Genomic DNA, 16,402 nt, shown 5'->3' with positions numbered 1-16,402 from the left:
TATGACATTGCACGAAATAAGATGAGTGTCGAGATGCTATTGCGCTTCCGAAAGCAGGCGATAGCGACGTTGGCTCGCAAGCATATGTTCGCGCATGGCTTTTCGCGCCGCATCCGGGTCCTGCTCGACGATGGCGCGCAGGATTGCATCGTGTTCCGCCTGCACTTTGCGAAGATAATTCGCATCCCCCGTTTCAGGCAGCGTCGGAAACTGACCGCGCGGTATGGAGCGTGAACCGAACTGGCGCAGGGCCTCCAGATAAAAGCGGTTATTCGTGGCAATCGCGATGGCCGTATGAAACTCGTAATCGGCGTCAACGGTGGTTTCGCCGGCATCTATGGCGCGGGCCATTTTCCGGTGCGCGGCCGAGATTGCGGCTTCCTGCTGGGCCGTGCGGCGATAGGCTGCAATCGCCGCCGCCTCCCCTTCCGTTGCCAGCCGGAACTCCAGCATTTCCAGCGTTTCCGCAATGGTGCCAGCTTCCGACTGGGTCAGCTTTACCCCGGCCCATTCACTGGTATTGCTGACAAAAACCCCCTTGCCCTGGATGGGAACGACATAACCGGCAGAGCGCAAATCCGCGATCGCTTCGCGCACCACCGTTCGGCTCACGCCATAGGTGCGTTCAAGCTGCGGTTCCGTGGGAAGCTGGTCACCATTTCTCAGTTTACCGCTGCGAATTTCCGCGCTGAGATTGTCGATGATCTGTTGCGCCCGTCGCTCCCGCGGTTTTGCCATATCGTCCCTCATGCCACTCTTCCCTCTTGCGAAATACGAATCCCTTCGTTACTCATATGATGACTTTGTGTTACGTCATATGTTTTCATGTTAGCTCAGGGAGGAGTTGGGATGAAGTACCATCAAGAGTTTTTGCAATGGAGAATTGCGCGCCTGTGGCGAGCGGTTCGAGATACGCCATTCGCTAACGGTTTCCTCGTGCGGAAGTGCGGCCTGCAATGACGGAAATCTCACTGCGCGGGCTTGGACATCGCTTTCTGCAACTTGTCGTCAGCCTCTTCATTCTGCTCTGCATCACATTCATCATTGGCCGGGTCATGCCGACCGATCCGGTCGGCGCAATTGTCGGCGAGCTTGCGGACCCCAAGGCCTATGAGGCCATGCGGGCGCGGCTCGGACTTGATCTGCCGCTCTACCAGCAGTTTTTCCTTTATCTGCGCGGCCTGCTGCATGGAGATTTCGGGATAGCAATCCTGACCGGCAACCCGGTGACCAAGGATCTGGCACAGGCCTTTCCGGCAACTCTGGAACTGGCGACGCTGGCGATCATCATCTCCACCGTCATCGGCGTGCCGCTTGGTCTTTCCGCCGCGCTGTTTCGCGATACGTTCATCGACAAATTCGCCCGTGTCTTCGCGCTGGTGGGACATTCGATCCCGGTCTTCTGGTTCGGCATCGTCGGGCTGGTGATTTTCTACGCCAATCTCAACCTTGTTGCAGGCCCCGGCCGTGTCGACGTTTTTTACGAAGGCCTCGTGGAACCGAAAACGGGACTGATGCTGGTCGATACCCTCCTTGCCGGCGAAACCGAGATTTTCTGGAACGCGCTTTCGCACATCCTCCTGCCGGCGATCATCCTTGCCTATATGGCGATGGCCTATATCACCCGCATGACACGTGCTTTCACGCTCGAGCAACTCAGCCAGGATTATGTGATCGCAGCGCGCGCCAAGGGCGTCAGCCCGGCACGCACGGTTACCCGGCACGTGCTGCCCAATATCGCCGTGCAGCTCATCACCGTTCTCGCAATCTCCTATGGCAACCTTCTCGAAGGCGCCGTGGTGACGGAAATCGTCTTTTCCTGGCCCGGTATCGGTCAATACATGACCAACGCCCTGCTCATCGGTGACATGAATGCCATTCTCGCAGCCACCATCGTCATCGGATTCATCTTCATGATGCTCAACTTCCTGGCAGACGTGGCCTATACCACGCTGGACCCGCGCACACGGGAGGTCGCTCGATGACCGATATCACCCAGAATAATGGTGTTCACGGCCGCAGCGCCCTGTCACGCCTATCGACCACGACGTTCCGGACATTAAGGAAGCTCGGTGACGAGCCGCTTGGAATGTTCGGTTTCGCCATCCTTGCCATCCTGGTTCTCGTCGCGATTTTTGCGCCGCTCATTGCACCATTCGATCCGGCCCGCCAGGCACTCGACAATGCGCTTCAGCCGCCCAGCTGGCTGCATCTGGCCGGAACCGACGAATTCGGCCGGGATATTTTCAGCCGGCTCGTCTATGGCACCCGCATCACCATCCAGACGGTTTTGTCGGTCTCGGTTATCGTCGGCCCCATCGGCCTTGCGATTGGCGTCATGGCCGGCTTCTTCGGCGGCAGAACCGATGCGATCCTGATGCGCGCCACCGATATCGTGCTGTCCTTCCCATCGCTCGTGCTGGCACTTGCCTTTGCGGCCGCCATGGGTGCGGGTCTCGGCACGGCGATTATCGCGATCTCGCTGACCGCCTGGCCGCCAATCGCGCGTCTTGCCCGCGCCGAAGCCCTCGTCGTGCGCAATACGGATTATGTGGCCGCCGCCCGCCTTTATGGCGCATCACCGCTGCGCATCCTGTTTTTATACATTGCGCCGATGTGCATTCCTTCGGTCATCGTCCGCCTGACGCTGAACATGGCCGGCATCATCCTCACTGCCGCATCGCTTGGCTTCCTCGGTCTCGGGGCCCAGCCTCCCTTGCCGGAATGGGGAGCGATGATCTCCAGCGGCCGTAAATTCATGCTCGATTACTGGTGGGTTGCCGTCATGCCCGGCATCGCCATCCTGCTGACGAGCCTTGCCTTCAACATCGCCGGCGATACGCTGCGAGACCTCTTGGATCCGCGCCATGCCCGTTCCTGATAGCTCCCCCATTCTTTCGGTCCGCGACCTCAACGTTCGCTTCGGCCGCAACTCCATTCCCGCCGTTTCCAATGTCAACTTCGACGTTGGGCGCGAGCGTGTCGGCATCGTCGGCGAATCCGGCTCCGGCAAGTCCACGACCGGCCGCGCCGCCATGCGGCTTCTGCCGAAAAGCGCCACCGTTACAGCGGAGCGCATGGACTTCCTCTCCGAGCCGCTGCTTACCAGATCCGAGCGCCAGATGGGCGCGATCCGCGGCAGCGAGATGGCGTTGATCATGCAGGACCCGCGTTATTCGCTCAATCCGGTCCTGCCCATCGGAAAACAGGTGGCGGAGGCGGCAGAACTGCATCTGGCTCTCACCGGCAAGGCCGCGAGAAACGCAGCGCGGGATATGCTGCTGCGCGTGCGCATCAACGATCCCGACCGCGTGATGGGGCTTTATCCGCATCAGATTTCCGGCGGCATGGGGCAGCGCGTGATGATCGCCATGATGCTGCTCGCCAAACCGAAGCTCGTTATCGCCGACGAGCCGACCTCGGCTCTCGATGTCAGCGTTCGCAAGGATGTGCTTCTGCTTCTGGACGAGATGGTGCGCGAAAACAATTCAGGCCTCATTCTCATCAGCCATGACATCCGCATGGTGTCGGCCTTCTGCGAACGGGTGCTGGTCATGTATGGCGGGCGCGTCGTGGAAACGCTGACGAAGCTGGAAGATGCGCAACATCCCTATACGCGTGGCCTGATCGCGGCGATGCCAGATCCCCGCAATCCGGTCCGGCGTCTCAAGGTACTCGACCGACAGGCAATTGATGCGGAGGTGATGCGATGATCACGGTAGACAAGCTCGATGTCGTTTATGGCGCCAAGGAAAACCGCAATCACGTGGTTCGCGGCGTCAGCCTCAAGGTCAACAAGGGTGAAACGCTCGGTATCGTGGGTGAAAGCGGTTGCGGCAAATCGACATTGCTGCGGTCGCTTGCGGGTCTGGAATCGGTGTGGACCGGATCGATCAGTTTCGACGGCAAGCCGGTCGGCAAAGTGCGCAGCCGCGAAGAACTGAAGCTGGCGCAGATGGTGTTCCAGGACCCGTACGGTTCGCTGCACCCACGCCATCGCATCGGCCGGGCTCTCGCCGAACCCATCCGCTCCATGGGGCTTGGCGATGGCTGGTCGAAGGTTCCGGCCGCCCTGCAACAGGTCGGCCTGCCCGCACATTTCGCCGAGCGGTTCCCGCATGAACTTTCGGGCGGCCAGCGCCAGCGTGTGGCGATTGCCCGCGCGCTGATCCTCGAGCCACCGATCCTGCTGCTCGATGAGCCGACATCCGCACTCGACGTTTCCATTCAGGCGGAAATCCTCAATCTGCTCGCCGACCAGCGTGAGGAACGCGACCTCACCTTCGTTCTCGTCAGCCACGACCTCGCGGTCATTGCCCATATGTGCGACCGCGTTCTCGTCATGCAGAATGGCGTTTTCATCGATGAGTTGACCAGGGCCGATCTTGAAGCGGGCATCACCCACGCGGCCTATTCGGGCGAACTGTTCGAAAGCAGCTTCCTTTAGACGAACATCGAGCCTCTAAAGACAACCGTCCGGCGGAAGCGCCGGGCGGCTTTGTCTGTGATCGTCTCAATCAGAGATCCGGCGAAACTCAGGGAGAAGACGGTGCTTTGACCTCAGCGAGCTTCTGTTCGAGAAGCCACGTCCACATCGCCTCATCCTTCAGCACTTTTCCCTCCACCGCCTGATGATTTGTCTCCTCGAACACGGTGAGCCGAACATTGCGTTTCAGCTCCTGAAGGCGTTGAACGAGAACCACGGTGTCGGACAGCGGTATCACCTCGTCATTTGCACCATGAAAAGCCCAAAAGGCGGTCTTTTCATTGGTCCGGTTGAGATAATGCCGGATACCGCCGCCGGCAATCGGCACGACAGCAGCAAAGGTCTCCGGAAACTGTTCGGCCATTGACCACGCCCCAAATCCACCCCGGCTATAACCGATCAGGTAGATGCGGCTGCGGTCCACCCGATGATCGGCCACCACCGACTGGAGAGTGGCTGCGACACGCTCGATCGGATAAAGCAGTTCCTCACTCGGGTTTTGCGGCGAGAACACCAGAAAAGGAAAATCACGCCCCTCTTCGATCATTTTCGGCAGTCCGCTCGCCCCTAGCTTTTCAACATCGCTGCCACCCTGGTCACCGCCATGCAGCCAGACGACGAGAGGATAGGTCTTGTCCGAACCATCATAGTCCTTCGGGGTGTAAAGCAGGTAATTGATATCTGAGGCGATGGTGACATCGGATTTCACGGCTTTCTGCTCGGCCAAGGCAAATGTCGAGGTAGCAAGGGCGGCAACGGCGATCAGGCAGAATTTCAGATTTTTCATTTGGTCCTCCCAACAGACTGGCCTCTTCCCCAAGGCCGATGATTGAACTCGCAGGCCTCCGGCTTGGTTCAAATCTTTCCGACCTGAAACAGGAAACGCGGGAGAGACCACAATAAATGAATATATATTTCAATTAAGTACGAGATTTTCCTCACTACTATTCTTATCATGATGGGAAAATCAGATCCTTTCCGCCCACGGTTCTTGGAGCAGCATGCCGGCTAAAATGATCCGTGCAGTGCGTTCAGCATTTGTTCTGGATTGGTGTTTGAGTCTTTGCTAATCATTGCAGGAACGGTGGATATGGCCAGCCGATGCCTCGACGGCTGACCATATCCACAGCTATCCACGGACGGACAACCACATATCAAGGATTGCAGGCATGGCGGTTGCCTATCTGGACAAGTTGAACGAACAGCAGCGCAAGGCCGTGGAACACGGAGTCGGGCTGAGAGAAGGACAGACGGCCGGACCGCTCTTGATCATTGCCGGCGCCGGTTCCGGCAAGACCAACACACTTGCCCATCGCGTCGCGCATCTGATTGTGAACGGCGCCGATCCCCGCCGCATCCTGTTGATGACGTTTTCCCGACGTGCCGCGTCGGAAATGTCGCGGCGTGTCGAGCGTATCTGCAAACAGGTCCTCGGCGGCAATTCGGGCGCGCTCACCGACGCGCTGGCATGGTCCGGCACCTTTCATGGCATCGGCGCACGCCTGTTGCGCATCTATGCCGAACAGATCGGCCTCAATATCGATTTCACCATCCACGACCGCGAAGACAGCGCCGACCTGATGAACCTTGCCCGGCACGAGCTGGGATTTTCCAAGACCGAAAGCCGTTTTCCGACCAAGGGAACATGCCTTGCGATCTACTCGCGTGCGGTGAATTCCCAGACGCCGCTGAAGGAGATCCTGCGCCAGCATTATCCGTGGGTCGCCAGCTGGGAGAGTGAACTCAAGCAACTGTTTGCGGCCTATGTCGAAGCCAAGCAGGTCCAGAACGTGCTCGATTACGACGATCTTCTGCTCTATTGGGCGCAGATGGTGAGCGACCCCATCCTGGCAGACGATGTCGGCAACCGTTTCGACCATGTGATGGTCGACGAATATCAGGATACCAACCGGCTGCAGGCTTCGGTGCTGATGGCCCTCAAACCCGGTGGCCGCGGGTTGACGGTGGTGGGTGACGATGCGCAGTCGATCTATTCGTTCCGGGCTGCGACGGTGCGCAACATCCTCGATTTTCCGGCATCCTTCAGCCCGGCGGCGGATATCATCACGCTTGATCGCAACTATCGCTCGACGCAGCCAATTCTTGCCGCCGCCAATGGCGTCATCGATCTGGCGCGTGAGCGGTTTACCAAAAACCTGTGGACGGAGCGGCAGTCGCTCGAACGCCCCAAGCTCGTGACGGTGAAGGACGAAACCGAACAGGCGAACTTCATCATCGATCAGGTCCTTGCCAATCGCGAAACCGGCATGACGCTGAAACAGCAGGCCGTGCTGTTTCGCACCTCCAGCCACAGCGGCCCACTCGAGGTGGAACTGACCCGCCGCAACATCCCCTTCGTCAAATTCGGCGGCCTCAAATTCCTCGACAGCGCCCATGTGAAGGACATGCTGGCAGTCCTCCGCTTCGCCCAGAATCCGCGTGACCGTGTCGCCGGCTTCCGGCTGCTGCAGATGCTGCCCGGCATCGGACCGAAGAAAGCCGGCAATATTCTCGATGCAATTGCGACAGACGCCGAGCCCCTGCTTGCCCTTGCCGAAATTCCGCCACCACCGAAGACCGGCGATGACTGGACGGCCTTCACGCAAATGCTGGTGGGCCTGCGGCGGAGCCAAAACGGCTGGCCGGACGAAATCGGGCAGGCAAGGTTGTGGTACGAGCCCCATCTCGAACGCATCCATGAGGATGCAGATACCCGCAAGGCCGATCTACTACAGCTCGAACAGATCGCCGGCGGTTATCCCTCACGCGAACGATTCCTGACGGAATTGACACTTGATCCGCCTGACGCCACCAGCGATCAGGCCGGCGTGCCGCTGCTTGATGAGGATTACCTGACCCTGTCGACCATCCATTCGGCAAAAGGCCAGGAATGGCGTTCCGTCTTCATCCTGAATGTCATCGACGGCTGCATCCCATCGGATCTTGGCGTCGGCACCACCCAGGAACTGGAGGAGGAGCGACGGCTACTCTATGTCGCGATGACGCGCGCCAAGGACGGCCTGTCACTGATCACGCCACAACGCTTCTTCACCGGCGGCCAGAGCCAGCAGGGCGACAGGCATGTCTACGCCTCAAGAACCCGCTTCATACCGGCGACATTGCTGCAATTCTTCGAAACGGCAACCTGGCCCATCATATCGGCCGCGGCTTCGGAGCGCAGCGCGCAGCAGATCCGGATTGATGTGGGCGCGCGGATGCGGGCGATGTGGAAATAAGAGTGCGACCGCATCCCGGAAAGCGCATGGAACAATTCACAATCAATCCCGGTGGACTTGACGCGCAGGCAGTATAGATTTCACGCTGCGCGGATGGCAAATGGAGAGAATTTAGCGAGCGCTTCGCTGAACGCGATGCAAAAAAACACGCGATGATCTGGAAGATTCTGCATACTGCTCAACGTAAAGCTTGTTGCTCTTGTGTGGGCGATCAATAAAGCGTTATTGACTGTCCCTGCCGATAAAGCCATATCACCCTGAGTAAGCAGACCAGACAGGATCCGCATAGTGCAACTAGAAGCATTCTCGATATCAAGCTTGAAAAAGATAACTCCGGCTCGTTTCGGCGATAGCAGGGGTTACTTCAGCGAGGTTTTCAAGAGGGAATGGTTTCGCGAAAATGTAGCGGATGTGGAGTTCGTGCAGGACAATGAATCCCTGTCCGCACAGGCCGGAACCGTGCGAGGGCTTCATTTCCAGACAGAGCCTTTTGCGCAGGGCAAGCTCGTTCGCTGCATTCGGGGACGGCTGCTGGATGTCGCTGTCGATATCAGAACAGGATCGCCCACCTTCGGACAATGGGCCGCTGTCGAACTCTCACCTGAAAATGGCGAGCAACTGTGGGTTCCGGCGGGATTTGCGCATGGCTTCATGACGCTCGTTGACGACACGGTCATCTCTTACAAAGTGACGGCCCCTTACAGTGCAGCCAACGACCGCGGCGTTAAATGGGATGACCCTGCCATCGGCATCAGCTGGCCGAAGCTGGATGGCTGCATCCTTTCCGACAAAGATGCCAAACAGCCGCTTCTGTCCGAATTGCCTGAATATTTCACTTACGAAAACACTGGGAACTGATGATGCGCGTTCTAGTTACCGGCGGCGCCGGATTTATCGGCTCGGCCCTCGTACGTTATCTCGTAAGCGAGGTTGGCGCGGATGTTCTCACTGTCGACAAGCTGACATATGCGGGAAATCTGGCTTCTCTCAAGCCAATCGAAAACTCACCCAATCACCGCTTTCTTCAGGCCGACATATGTGACCGGACCGCGATGAATGACGCCTTCACGACATTCCAGCCGGATTACGTGATGCATCTCGCAGCCGAGAGCCACGTCGATCGCTCCATCACAGGCGCCGCTGATTTCATTCAGACCAACATCAACGGCACTTTCACGATGCTGGAGGCGGCGCGGCAATATTGGAGTGGTCTTGAGGGCGACGCCAAGGCGGAATTCCGCATGCTTCATGTGTCAACCGATGAGGTTTACGGCTCGCTCGGGGACCAGGGTCTTTTCGAAGAAACGACCCCTTACGACCCGTCCTCGCCATACTCCGCCTCGAAAGCCGCAAGCGATCATCTCGCCACAGCCTGGCAGCGCACCTATGGCCTTCCGGTCGTCATTTCCAACTGCTCCAATAATTACGGCCCGTTCCACTTCCCGGAAAAGCTCATTCCGCTGATCATTCTCAACGCGTTGGATGGCAAACCGCTGCCGGTTTATGGCAACGGTACAAACATTCGAGACTGGCTTTATGTGGAAGACCATGCCCGCGCCCTGTGGCTCATCGTTCAAAAGGGTCTTGTTGGCGAGAAGTACAATGTCGGCGGCAGAAACGAGCAGAAGAATATCGATGTGGTGAACTGCATCTGCTCTATTCTCGACGAACTGCGCCCTCAATCCAAACCCTATGCCGAGCTTATCAAATACGTTACCGATCGCCCTGGTCACGATGCGCGCTACGCCATTGATGCAACGAAGCTCGAAACCGAGCTCGGCTGGAAAGCACAGGAAAATTTTGAAACTGGCATCCGCAAAACCGTGCAATGGTATCTCGACAATGAATGGTGGTGGCAACCGCTTCGCGAGGGTGTTTATGCCGGAGAACGCCTTGGCGTTCTGACGAAGGGCTGAACGAATGCGGCTGGCAGTTACGGGCAAAAATGGTCAGGTCGTCACCGCCCTTCAGGCACTGGCGAGCGCCGAGCTGGAGATCGTGGCTATTGGTCGGCCGGAACTCGACCTAGCCCAGCCTGAAACTGTTTTGAAGGCGCTACGAGAGGTAAAGCCCGATGCTGTGGTATCGGCTGCTGCCTACACCGCTGTCGACAAGGCAGAAAGCGAGCCGGAAATCGCTTTTGCCGTTAATCGGGACGGAGCAAGGGCCGTCGCGCAGGCGGCAAATGAACTCGGCATTCCTGTCATTCATCTCTCTACGGATTATGTTTTCGACGGCACCAAGGACACCGCTTATGTCGAAAGTGATCCGACAGGCCCCACTTCCGTCTACGGCCGCTCGAAGCTCGAAGGCGAACGCGCCGTTTCGGAGGCCACCGACAATTATGTGGTTCTGCGGACCGCATGGGTCTATTCGGAATATGGCAACAACTTCGTGAAGACAATGTTCCGGCTCGGCGAGAACCGCGACCAAATCAATGTCGTTGCGGACCAGTTCGGATGCCCTACTTCGGCCAACGATATCGCTGCCGCTATAGTAGCAATCGCAAGAAAACTCCTGGATGATTCCTCGATCAGTCTCCGTGGAGTTTTTCATCTTTCCGGAACCAGGGAAACGAACTGGGCGAATTTCGCGAAACAGATATTCGCATTTTCTGAAGAAAACGGCGGAAAGTCGATGATCGTCAACGACATCACGACTGCACAGTACCCTACACCAGCTCGGCGTCCGGCAAACTCGCGGCTTGATTGCAGCAAGCTGGAAGCGGTTTACGGCATAAGGCTGCCAAACTGGCAAACATCAACGCGCGCGGTCGTTTCCGCCTTGGCACACATTAAAGAGGAACAGCCATGAAGGGCATTATTCTGGCGGGCGGCAGTGGCACGCGCCTACATCCGATGACATTGGCGGTCTCGAAGCAGATCCTGCCGGTCTACGACAAGCCGATGATCTACTACCCGCTGACCACGCTGATGCTGGCCGGCATTCGCGAGATTCTTATTATCTCAACACCACACGACATGCCGCTTTTTCAGAACCTACTAAAAGATGGTTCGCAATGGGGACTTTCTATCGAATATGCAATACAGCCAAGTCCAGACGGGCTCGCACAGGCATACATAATTGGTGCGGAATTCATCGATGGTTCACCATCCTGTCTAATCCTAGGAGACAACATATACTACGGTCACGGATTGCCCGAGCTCTTAGCTGGTGGCGCGGCGGTGGTGGATGGTGCAACAGTGTTCGCTTATCAAGTGAACGACCCAGAGAGATATGGCGTCATTGAGTTCGACAGTCGGATGCGGGTACTTTCCATCGAGGAAAAACCTCGCAAACCAAAGTCTAACTGGGCGATAACGGGGCTTTATTTTTATGACGCCGACGTTGTGAATATTGCCGCTGACTTGAAACCCTCAGATCGGGGCGAATACGAAATTACCGACGTTAACCGCATATATCTCGAGCGCGGAAAGCTGAAAGTATCGATCATGGGGCGCGGCTATGCGTGGCTTGACACCGGAACGCCGGATAGCTTGCTGGAGGCCGGAGAATTCGTGCGGACGCTGGAAAAACGCCAAGGCTTTAAGATCGCTTGCCCCGAAGAGATTGCTTTGAGTAAAGCCTTCATAACAGAAGCACAGTTCGACAAAACAGCAGCTATGGCCGGTAAAAGCGATTACGGGGCGTATCTTCGCCGCATCGCTTCGCAACAAGACAAGAATGTCGCCCCAGAGGCTTAGTCTCATTTGTTCATCTTCGAAGTATCGCAACTCGTATTTACTTATCATTGACGTCGGAAGAGAAGTTGCCGTGCGAAGAAAATTCTCAACAGTGCCTACGTATCGTATTAGGAAATCTTAAAATGCAATTTGTATCATTTGCGCAAAATTTTGAAGACGTGATTCTCTGGAGAGCGCTAGGGCACTTGCAAAACGGCTTCTACGTGGATGTGGGCGCTTATTCTCCAGACGAGCACAGTGTTACGCGCGCTTTCTACGATCGGGGATGGGCCGGAATTAATATCGAACCTAATCCAAAACGTGTTGCCGAGTTAAAACATAAGCGCGTTCGCGATATCAACCTAGAGCTCGCAGTAAGTGACCAAGATGGCTTTGTGCAACTTCACATTGTTGATGACACGGGACTGACAACCGTCGAACCCTCGATCGCAGAGATGCACAAATCATCTGGATGGGGTACACAAGTCGTTGAGGTCGCGCGGAAAAGACTTTCCTCTATCTTGGCGGAACATGTAAAGCCGGATCAACCGATCCATTTCCTGAAAGTTGACGTAGAAGGACACGAAGCGGCCGCGCTCGGAGGACTCGATTTGTCGGTACATCGTCCTTGGGTAATTGTCGTCGAGGCAACGGTGCCACTATCACGAACCGAAACATCTACTGATTGGGAGCCGCTGATTTTATCGGCGGGCTATAGCGCTGCGTATTGGGATGGGCTTAACCGCTTCTACGTCGCCGATGAGCATAGCGATTTGAAGTCCGCATTTTCCGCGCCGCCAAATATTTTTGATGGCTTCATTACCGTCGGCCAAATGGAAGCAGAGCACCAGATCGAAGAGCTTCAACTGAGAATAACGAACACTCAGCAGAAGATCGAAGAGCTTCAACTGAGAATGACTGATACTCAGCAGAAGCTCCAAGAAGAATCATCGAAAGCCAATGAAGAATGTGTGCGTGCGGATACAGCAGAGCGACGGGCCCAATCATTAGAGGCGAGTTTTGTTAACGAGAATCACAGAGCTAATCAGTCAGAGGCCATGTACAACGACTTGTCGAACAAACATCAATACGTATTGAATCGCGATCTGTGGGAAACTCTTCTCTTTCGCCCCTCTGGAAAGCCGAAAAAAGCATTTCGACGTTTATTTTTCCACAACAACGGAAAACCGCGTGGAGTATTTAAAAAATGGATCCTACATCCGGATGGAAGGCCTCATAGACCTTTTTCCATGTGGCTAACCAGCCAAGAGTATCAAAGACTCCCTAGGGCGGTCCCATTGCCAAACTCGAACACGGCAACTTTACCGCTGGTATTACACAGTGAGAGAACTTCCACCCGAAATCAACCTGCGCCTCTACGACACCATTCGTGGACGAGAGTTGAGGCTGCGGCATTTAGCGGAGAAGAGTCGGCCATCGTCTCCTTCCTCATGAACGTTCAAACTCCGGCGGCAGCTCAATTCGCTGACGTGACCATCCAGTCCCTTCTTAGCCTAAATCGGCCGGGATGGGAGATCATTGTCTATGGTGAAAATTCGTATTTAGTGACCGCGAACCCGGGCCTAGATAAAACGGAACACGACGTTCGTATCGTGGTTGTTTCTGAACGTTCTAATATCATAACGAAGGCTAACGGTCAGTTCATCGCTCTTCTTGAGCCGGGTGATACGCTAGAAAAAGATTCGCTTGATCACCTCGCGTTCGAATTGGCGAAGAACCCCGACGCCGATATCGTATACAGCGATGAGGACGTAAAACTTACGGACGGTTCGATATCTACTCCCTACCTCAAGCCTTCATGGTCACCGGAGCTTCTTTATGCTTTTAACTACTTTGGAAGATTGACGCTCCTTAGCCGAGAAATCGTAGTGCGTGCGGGTGGTCTTACTGAAGACGCCGACTTAGACGCAGAGTGGGATCTCAATCTGAGGGCATCCGATTTAGCCAAGCGCATCGTGCGCCTTCCTAAAATCATTTGCCATCGACACTTCACCAGCCACAGAGGTCGCCCGGCCCCTGAAACTCAGCCCGCACTTGCTTGTAGACGAACAATTGAAACTTACTGGCGCGCCAAAGGCTTTGACGCTACGGCAAAGTCTTTCCCGGATGGCACGCAGTCAGTTTCCTGGCCCTTCAAAGAAGAGCCGCTCGTGTCAATTATTATTCCGACAAAAGATCGAGCCGATCTTCTCAAGGTTTCTATAACCGGCGTCCTCCGGCAAACGGACTACCAGAATCTTGAGCTGATCATTGTCGACACAGGATCGGTGGAGGCTGCGACACATGAATTATACGCAGAGCTGCGTAATGATTCCCGCGTGCGCATTATTAATTTCAAATCTAAATTCAACTATTCATCAGCCTGCAATTTCGGTGCCGCCTCGGCAAAGGGAAAATTTCTACTGTTCCTTAACAACGATATTGAGGTCATATCGTCTGATTGGCTGTCGTCGATGGTTCGTGTTGCCCAACGCCCTGGAGTCGGTTGCGTAGGAGTGAAGCTGAGTTACCCGAATGGTATGCTACAGCATGGCGGCGTAATGATTGGGCCACATCTAGCAGCACTAGGCTATCGAGGCCAAGAACGGATGGCGTTTGACGTGTTCGGCTCGCCCCATCATTCACGCAACTGGCTCGCCGTAATGGGTGCTTGCCAAATGATATCTAGAGAAGCCTTTTCAATTGTTGGAGGGTTCGATGAAGCTTATCGAATAGCCATGAGCGATGTGGCTATTTGCATCCGACTTTGGCAATACGGTTATCGAACGGCGTATGTTCCCGAAGGAGAACTCATTCATCACGAAGGAGCGACCCGCGGCCATACTAATCCTCCCGAAGACGAACGCCGGCTCGCGGAAGACATACGCGCCGCGGGCATCGAAGAAGACCCATATCTCCACCCTGAGTTGGATGGGAATTCCCCCACCCCTCGCCTCAGATCGCAATCGGCCTCCGGACCTGCTGATGTTCTGGAGCAAATGTTGCAATTAAATAGTTCCTACCCGGGCTCAGGGACACTGCTCGAACTGGGGAGTGACCAAAATGTTATGGAGTTCGTAAATCGTAGTCGTGACGAAATTCTTTGGCCACCTCAATCGGCCCACCAAGTAGATAGTCCAATAGCCCTCGCTCGGTTTACTCTTGACCTACTTAGACGTCGTTCGGATATTCGTGAACGCTTTCCTCGAGCGCTTTCGGACGGGTCAAATGGCGATTTTGCAAAGTGGCTTTCAACCGACGCACTCGCTCAATTTGGTCTTCCTACAGATACAAATATGCATATTGCGCCGATGTACGACGCATGCTTCGGCGCAAGAGCGCGTCGTTACTATTTCTGGCGAGAGGATATTCGGCGGAGCCTTCCACATGGACTGACGCCTGCTGGGAGAGATGAGCTTTTCCGCTGGTTTCTTCAAGAGGGGCGATATGATGGAAAGCTCTCAAAAGAGGAAATCTGGTGGCTGTTCATGGAAGCTTCCGAACGCCCAGAATTTGAATTAGTTACAGCATTTGCATTCACACCGGACTGGCAGGCGATGTTCCCAGACGGCGCATCTCCGTTCGGAGCTGGCCGTTTTGCGAACTGGTTTTCTTCTCGTTACCGGGTAACCGCCCCGTGGGTCCATCCGGCGAACTGGCCGTTTCCCGGCACTCCAGCGGACCAGGTTCGTCTCTCTTGGCGGAGCAGAGAAGATTGGCAAGCGGCACATCCGCACGCTTTGAATGATATTAATTGCGCTCAACTATTCTTAAATTGGCTGCAATCCGGGGAAGTTTACGTCGAAAAGTGGGTTTTAAATTGGTTAAGCGGCCTTGACCAATTGAATGTTGCTCGCGAGCTTTCGGGCGTAGGCCTGAATGTTATTGGGCATCTACGCTATCCTTCAGGCCTCCGGGTATCGGCGGAGGCAATAGTTGAAAGCTTACAGAAATGCGGCGTACAGACTTCGTTGCGCGATCTCCGTACGGACCAAAAAGATGAAGTTGGACGGGAAAAGTTTTCTGGTTTTGAAACATTTGACACTACACTTATCCACGCCCAACCGGAACCATTCTTTTCTAACGCGTTTCAACGAGCAGATCTGCTGCCGCGAACTCCGCGCTCATATCGAATTGCATATTGGTACTGGGAGTTCGACAGCATTCCAGACGAGTGGAGGACGTCTGCTAATGATGTCAACGAAGTCTGGGCTGCGACGGAATTTGTAGCAACCGGACTGCGTAAAAAGCTCTCAGTTCCCGTTAGAAAGATGTTCCCAGGCGTCAGACTTTTAAACTTCCGCAAACGGGACCGCAGCTATTTTCAACTTTGCGAAAAAGAGACAATTTTCTTCTTCGCCTTCCACATGGTCAGTATAATGGAGCGAAAAAACCCTTTAGGGTTGATTCGTGCATTTAAACTTGCATTTTCACCGCAGGAGCCAGTTCGCCTTGTTCTGAAAACGTCCTTCGGCGATCGTCATCCGGCTCAGATGAAAGAGCTCCAAGCAGCCGCTGAGGGAGCTAGAATTACTATCATCGACCGAGATTTCAGCCACGAAGACCTCTTGGCTTTGATCAATGTTTCGGATGCATACGTCTCGTTACATCGCAGCGAAGGCTTAGGCCTTACAATGGCGGAAGCGATGTTACTCGGAAAGCCGGTAATCGCCACGCGCTATTCCGGTAACTTAGAATTCATGGACGACGAAAACAGCTTGCTAGTCGATTATAAACTGGTGGACGTTGGTAAATCGATTCCGCCATACGACTCCTCCTTCAAATGGGCTTACCCTTCAGAGGAAGACGCCTCGAAAAAGATGAGGCGAATTTATGAAGATAAAGAATTTGCTCATGCATTAGCTGCAAAAGCAAAAGGACACGCGACAACTCAGTTGTCTCTTGAAAAAGCCGGACGCAGGATGTTAGCGCGCCTCGACGAAATTAGAAGTGGAGCGAGATGAACCGCGCCGAGTTTACCGGAGACCGTTTGGTTT

General features: G+C 55.1%; 12 protein-coding genes. 10 read left to right on the top strand and 2 right to left on the bottom strand.

Annotation, left to right across the window (positions count from 1 at the left end; all coding sequences use genetic code 11):
• Positions 1-36 precede the first annotated feature (36 nt).
• A complete protein-coding gene (locus CFBP6623_RS23705) occupies positions 37-750 on the bottom strand; it encodes a FadR/GntR family transcriptional regulator (RefSeq protein WP_046801148.1) in 714 nt (237 codons plus the stop codon).
• A gap of 206 nt (positions 751-956) precedes the next feature.
• Between CFBP6623_RS23705 and CFBP6623_RS23700 the strand changes: the two genes are divergently transcribed.
• The 4 genes from CFBP6623_RS23700 to CFBP6623_RS23685 are packed head-to-tail and all read left to right on the top strand — an operon-like array spanning position 957 to position 4,447.
• Complete coding sequence (locus tag CFBP6623_RS23700; RefSeq protein WP_080843016.1) at positions 957-1,985, top strand: ABC transporter permease; 1,029 nt, start codon at positions 957-959, stop codon at positions 1,983-1,985.
• The gene (locus CFBP6623_RS23695; RefSeq protein ID WP_052820396.1) at positions 1,982-2,881 is read left to right on the top strand and encodes an ABC transporter permease; all 900 of its coding nucleotides are present in this window, start codon (positions 1,982-1,984) and stop codon (positions 2,879-2,881) included. Before CFBP6623_RS23700 ends, CFBP6623_RS23695 begins: the two co-directional genes overlap by 4 nt.
• Complete coding sequence (locus CFBP6623_RS23690) at positions 2,868-3,713, top strand: ABC transporter ATP-binding protein (RefSeq protein ID WP_052820395.1); 846 nt, start codon at positions 2,868-2,870, stop codon at positions 3,711-3,713. The genes CFBP6623_RS23695 and CFBP6623_RS23690 overlap by 14 nt, the downstream gene beginning before the upstream one ends.
• The gene (locus CFBP6623_RS23685; RefSeq protein ID WP_080843015.1) at positions 3,710-4,447 is read left to right on the top strand and encodes an ABC transporter ATP-binding protein; all 738 of its coding nucleotides are present in this window, start codon (positions 3,710-3,712) and stop codon (positions 4,445-4,447) included. Before CFBP6623_RS23690 ends, CFBP6623_RS23685 begins: the two co-directional genes overlap by 4 nt.
• Before the next feature lie 88 nt (positions 4,448-4,535).
• Here CFBP6623_RS23685 and CFBP6623_RS23680 read toward each other — a convergent pair whose 3' ends face one another.
• Positions 4,536-5,273 carry a prolyl oligopeptidase family serine peptidase gene (locus CFBP6623_RS23680; protein WP_080843014.1) on the bottom strand — a complete coding sequence of 246 codons (738 nt, stop codon included), beginning with the start codon at positions 5,271-5,273 and terminating at the stop codon, positions 4,536-4,538.
• 382 nt (positions 5,274-5,655) lie between these two features.
• Here CFBP6623_RS23680 and CFBP6623_RS23675 point away from each other — a divergent pair, with 382 nt between their 5' ends.
• The 6 genes from CFBP6623_RS23675 (at position 5,656) to CFBP6623_RS23650 (ending at position 16,369) form a co-directional block, all read left to right on the top strand.
• Entirely contained in the window at positions 5,656-7,722 is a 2,067-nt protein-coding gene (locus CFBP6623_RS23675; RefSeq protein ID WP_080843013.1) for an ATP-dependent helicase, read from the top strand.
• Between the two features lie 288 nt (positions 7,723-8,010).
• A complete protein-coding gene (gene rfbC / locus CFBP6623_RS23670; protein ID WP_080843011.1) occupies positions 8,011-8,580 on the top strand; it encodes a dTDP-4-dehydrorhamnose 3,5-epimerase in 570 nt (189 codons plus the stop codon).
• A gap of 2 nt (positions 8,581-8,582) precedes the next feature.
• A complete protein-coding gene (gene rfbB, locus CFBP6623_RS23665; protein ID WP_080843266.1) occupies positions 8,583-9,638 on the top strand; it encodes a dTDP-glucose 4,6-dehydratase in 1,056 nt (351 codons plus the stop codon).
• Between the two features lie 4 nt (positions 9,639-9,642).
• Positions 9,643-10,536, top strand: a complete 894-nt coding sequence (gene rfbD / locus CFBP6623_RS23660) for a dTDP-4-dehydrorhamnose reductase (protein ID WP_080843010.1) — start codon at positions 9,643-9,645, stop codon at positions 10,534-10,536.
• Positions 10,533-11,426, top strand: a complete 894-nt coding sequence (gene rfbA, locus CFBP6623_RS23655; protein ID WP_080843009.1) for a glucose-1-phosphate thymidylyltransferase RfbA — start codon at positions 10,533-10,535, stop codon at positions 11,424-11,426. The genes rfbD and rfbA overlap by 4 nt, the downstream gene beginning before the upstream one ends.
• Positions 11,427-11,548: 122 nt before the next feature.
• Complete coding sequence (locus CFBP6623_RS23650) at positions 11,549-16,369, top strand: FkbM family methyltransferase (protein WP_080843008.1); 4,821 nt, start codon at positions 11,549-11,551, stop codon at positions 16,367-16,369.
• Positions 16,370-16,402 lie beyond the last annotated feature (33 nt).

Source organism: Agrobacterium tumefaciens (genome assembly GCF_005221385.1).
Taxonomy (GTDB): domain Bacteria; phylum Pseudomonadota; class Alphaproteobacteria; order Rhizobiales; family Rhizobiaceae; genus Agrobacterium; species Agrobacterium tomkonis.
Note: the sequence above shows the minus strand (reverse complement) of the source record. Positions and strands in the feature narration are given on the sequence as shown.

What these genes read in the sequence shown, in the direction of transcription:
- CFBP6623_RS23690 (WP_052820395.1), top strand. Translation starts at nt 2,868, where the DNA reads ATGCCCGTTCCTGATAGCTCCCCCATTCTTTCGGTCCGCGACCTCAAC.
- CFBP6623_RS23685 (WP_080843015.1), top strand. Translation starts at nt 3,710, where the DNA reads ATGATCACGGTAGACAAGCTCGATGTCGTTTATGGCGCCAAGGAAAAC.
- rfbB (WP_080843266.1), top strand. Translation starts at nt 8,583, where the DNA reads ATGCGCGTTCTAGTTACCGGCGGCGCCGGATTTATCGGCTCGGCCCTC.
- rfbD (WP_080843010.1), top strand. Translation starts at nt 9,643, where the DNA reads ATGCGGCTGGCAGTTACGGGCAAAAATGGTCAGGTCGTCACCGCCCTT.
- CFBP6623_RS23695 (WP_052820396.1), top strand. Translation starts at nt 1,982, where the DNA reads ATGACCGATATCACCCAGAATAATGGTGTTCACGGCCGCAGCGCCCTG.
- CFBP6623_RS23680 (WP_080843014.1), bottom strand. Translation starts at nt 5,273, where the DNA reads ATGAAAAATCTGAAATTCTGCCTGATCGCCGTTGCCGCCCTTGCTACC.
- CFBP6623_RS23700 (WP_080843016.1), top strand. Translation starts at nt 957, where the DNA reads ATGACGGAAATCTCACTGCGCGGGCTTGGACATCGCTTTCTGCAACTT.
- CFBP6623_RS23675 (WP_080843013.1), top strand. Translation starts at nt 5,656, where the DNA reads ATGGCGGTTGCCTATCTGGACAAGTTGAACGAACAGCAGCGCAAGGCC.
- CFBP6623_RS23705 (WP_046801148.1), bottom strand. Translation starts at nt 750, where the DNA reads ATGAGGGACGATATGGCAAAACCGCGGGAGCGACGGGCGCAACAGATC.
- CFBP6623_RS23650 (WP_080843008.1), top strand. Translation starts at nt 11,549, where the DNA reads ATGCAATTTGTATCATTTGCGCAAAATTTTGAAGACGTGATTCTCTGG.
- rfbA (WP_080843009.1), top strand. Translation starts at nt 10,533, where the DNA reads ATGAAGGGCATTATTCTGGCGGGCGGCAGTGGCACGCGCCTACATCCG.